This is a genomic window from Haloarchaeobius iranensis (genome assembly GCF_900103505.1).
GTDB lineage: Archaea > Halobacteriota > Halobacteria > Halobacteriales > Natrialbaceae > Haloarchaeobius > Haloarchaeobius iranensis.
In genome coordinates this window covers 1-3080 of record NZ_FNIA01000060.1, presented here as the reverse complement: position 1 = coordinate 3080, position 3080 = coordinate 1, and the positions used below count along the sequence as shown (strand labels likewise).

The window sequence follows — 3080 nt, the reverse complement described above, 5'->3', positions numbered from 1 at the left end:
GTTCCGAGAAATCGCCCTGATGTGTGTCGTCTATAACATCAAGCGGGCTGTGAAACAGTGAATTCCACTGCAGTATGGCGATTCAACACAGCCGTAGATCCCCATTCAGCCGCTTCCTGAATTAGTGAAAGAAATAGATTATTGAACCAAAATATCCGGGCATGAAAGCTCCTCTCTCACGCAGTCTCGTCCATCATGCTTATATATACTACCACTAATCCTACAAGCAATGACTACCGGCTGGCGATACCGGATTCTCGCGACGACGGGTGTCGCCGGACTCACAGCGAGTAGTGTCCTCCTATCGAACCATCCGGTACTCCAGCATCTCTGCACGACCTACGTCCCACTGTTCAACCGACTTAGTGTGAAAGTTCTCGTCGATGGGGACTTGCTGAACGCGATTCTCGTTAGCGTGGCTATAACGCTGTTCTCGTTACTGCCGATGTACAAGCCCCGCCCGAGACGTGTGCTCGACACCGTCATGCTCACGCAGAAACGGGTACTGACGGCAGGGCTTGCGCTGGCCTTTCTCGGGTATTTCGAGTGGTCGAGCCGACTTCCGCGTGCGACGCTCGTCATGACAGTCGGCGTGATGCTGGTGTTGATTCCGGCGTGGTTCGTCGTTATCCGTCGCCCACGAACGAACCACACCAACCGGGCTATCATCGTCGGTGACGATATCCCTCAGATGCAACGAGTCCACGAGGTCATGGCAGTAGAACCGGTTGGGTACCTCGCCCCGTCCTCGTTGGTCTTGTCTCCGAGAGTCGATGCACTCGCAGCTGATGGTGGCGTGACGGGCCTGGCGGACATCGATCATCTTGGTGGCCTCTCTCGGCTCGAGGACATCATCGTCGAGAAGGACATAGACACGGTCGTACTCGCGTTCGGGGAGCCCGACAGAGGGGAGTTCTTCGGTGCACTCGATGCCTGCTACGAACACGGTGTGAACGCGAAGGTCCATCGTGACTACACCGACTCCGTCTTGACGCCGTCGAGCAGTGCCGGGGCTCTCGTCGACGTGGAGATCGAACCGTGGGATTGGCAGGACTACGTACTGAAACGCCTCTTCGACATCTGCTTCGCGAGCGTCGGTTTGCTCCTGTGGGCACCGTTCATGATGGTGATCGGAATCGCAATTAAATTTGACAGCTCAGGGCCTATTTTCTACGAACAGGAACGCACCGCCGTGCTCGGGGAGACGTTTTCGGTCTACAAGTTCCGGACGATGGTGCCGGAAGGTGAATCTGCAGAACCGATCGATGATGCGAACAACGACCGCGTCACGGATGTCGGACGGTTCCTGAGAAAGACCCATCTCGACGAGATTCCGCAACTGTGGTCGATTCTTACCGGTGAGATGAGTGTCGTCGGCCCGCGTGCTGTGTGGACCGACGAAGAACAGTTGTTGGAGGAACAATCCGAGATGTGGCGAAAACGATGGTTTGTAAAGCCCGGACTTACGGGATTAGCACAGATTAACAACATTAGTAGTACCGACCCGAAAGGAAAACTTCAGATGGATCTCGAATATATCCGCCACCAGTCGTTTACATACGATCTGAAAATCGTGATTAGACAATTGTGGCTGGTAATCGGTGAACTGCTGTGAATCGCTGCTGTGTCGAAAACGTTGGTTCCGTAGTTAGAATACACGACACCTGCTGACAGGATGAAAATATTACAAGTCAATAAGTTCTACTATCCGAAAGTAGGCGGAATCGAACGGGTTGTAAAAAATATTGCCGAGGGACTTCCAGACCCATACGACACGAGTGTATTGGCCGCCCGAACCCGTGGGATTGGAACAGAAGAAGAACACAACGGCATAGAGGTGAAGAAAGCCTCCAGCCTGGGGGTTATGATGTCTGTCCCTCTTGCGCCCAGTTATCCTTACCAGCTTCGAGCTGCTGCCAGCGATACTGATATCATCCATCACCACCTTCCAAATCCACTCTCGACTGTCTCTCAACTGCTCTCCATCGGTACTGATAGTAACGTTGTGGCTACCTACCACAGCGACATCGTCCGTCAATCGAACGCGCTCCAGGTCTACCGGCCGATTCTCGACCGGTTCCTCGAGAGTACTGACCGTATAATCGTCACCTCCCAGCCGCTGTTGGAAAACTCCGATATTCTTGAACCGTACACCGAGAAGTGTGATGTCGTTCCTCTCTCTATCGATCTCGACGAGATTGACTCGGAGGAGTTACCGGAGGGAGCTGACGAACGTACCAGACCCACTGTTCTCTTTGTTGGCCGGTTGAACTACTACAAAGGTGTGGAGTACCTCATCGATGCGATGCAGAACGTCGACGCAAAGTTGCTCATCGCTGGCGACGGAGAGCGACGGTCCACGCTGGAACAACGTACGTACCAGCAGGGAGTAAGCGACAAGGTTGATTTTCTCGGATACGTTCCCGACGAGGACCTTGGAGCGCTCTACCGTCGGTCGGACGTGTTCGTACTGCCCTCTGTCGAACCGAGTGAGGCATTCGGGATCGTCCAACTCGAAGCGATGGCTCGCGGTGTGCCCGTCATCAATACAGCTCTCCCGACCGGTGTTCCGTGGGTGAGTGTCGATGGCGAAACAGGGCTCACCGTCCCTCCGCGTGACGCTGGGGCATTGGCGAACGGGATCAATACGCTACTGGAAGACGATCAGAGACGTCGCCGGTACGGACAGCAAGCACGGGCACGTGTTGAGGCGCTATTCACGCGGGAGCGGATGATTACTGAGGTGCAGTCTATATACGACCAAGTCACTGCTATTGAATGATGTACATAATCTGTGCTACGTAACCAATGCGCTTCCACTGAACCACAAAAACAAAAGAACCATGTTCCAGCTTGCAAGTGCAGCTAAAACCACCCACTTATATTGTTGTAACTTGTCAATCAGGTCGGACAGAAAGAACAGGAAGACAAGGGTCCCGACCGTATAGCGTGGCATACTTTGTAGGCTGGAAGAAAGAGGTATAAGGAGCGTGTCATAGAAAGCCTCCCAAGGGAGGCCGCAGGGTTTGGAAACTGTGTCCAGCAGTACCAACGCCCTGCAAGACGTAGCTTCGGTAGAC

3 protein-coding genes are annotated in these 3080 nt (G+C 53.8%); 2 read left to right on the top strand and 1 reads right to left on the bottom strand.

Annotated features, from left to right (window positions below):
* The first annotated feature begins 229 nt into the window (after positions 1–229).
* Positions 230–1615, top strand: coding sequence for a sugar transferase (locus BLT27_RS18865; RefSeq protein WP_089736676.1), 1386 nt, complete (start codon positions 230–232; stop codon positions 1613–1615).
* A 60-nt stretch (positions 1616–1675) separates the two neighbouring features.
* Positions 1676–2782 (top strand): glycosyltransferase, encoded by a 1107-nt coding sequence (locus tag BLT27_RS18860; RefSeq protein WP_089736674.1) that lies wholly within the window; start codon positions 1676–1678, stop codon positions 2780–2782.
* A gap of 15 nt (positions 2783–2797) precedes the next feature.
* Here BLT27_RS18860 and BLT27_RS20080 read toward each other — a convergent pair.
* Positions 2798–3080, bottom strand: a 283-nt coding sequence (locus BLT27_RS20080) for a hypothetical protein (protein ID WP_217639200.1), incomplete at its 5' end; no start/stop codon positions are given.

Coding starts and splice junctions, on each gene's coding strand:
- BLT27_RS18860 (WP_089736674.1), top strand. CDS start 1,676: ATGAAAATATTACAAGTCAATAAGTTCTACTATCCGAAAGTAGGCGGA.
- BLT27_RS18865 (WP_089736676.1), top strand. CDS start 230: ATGACTACCGGCTGGCGATACCGGATTCTCGCGACGACGGGTGTCGCC.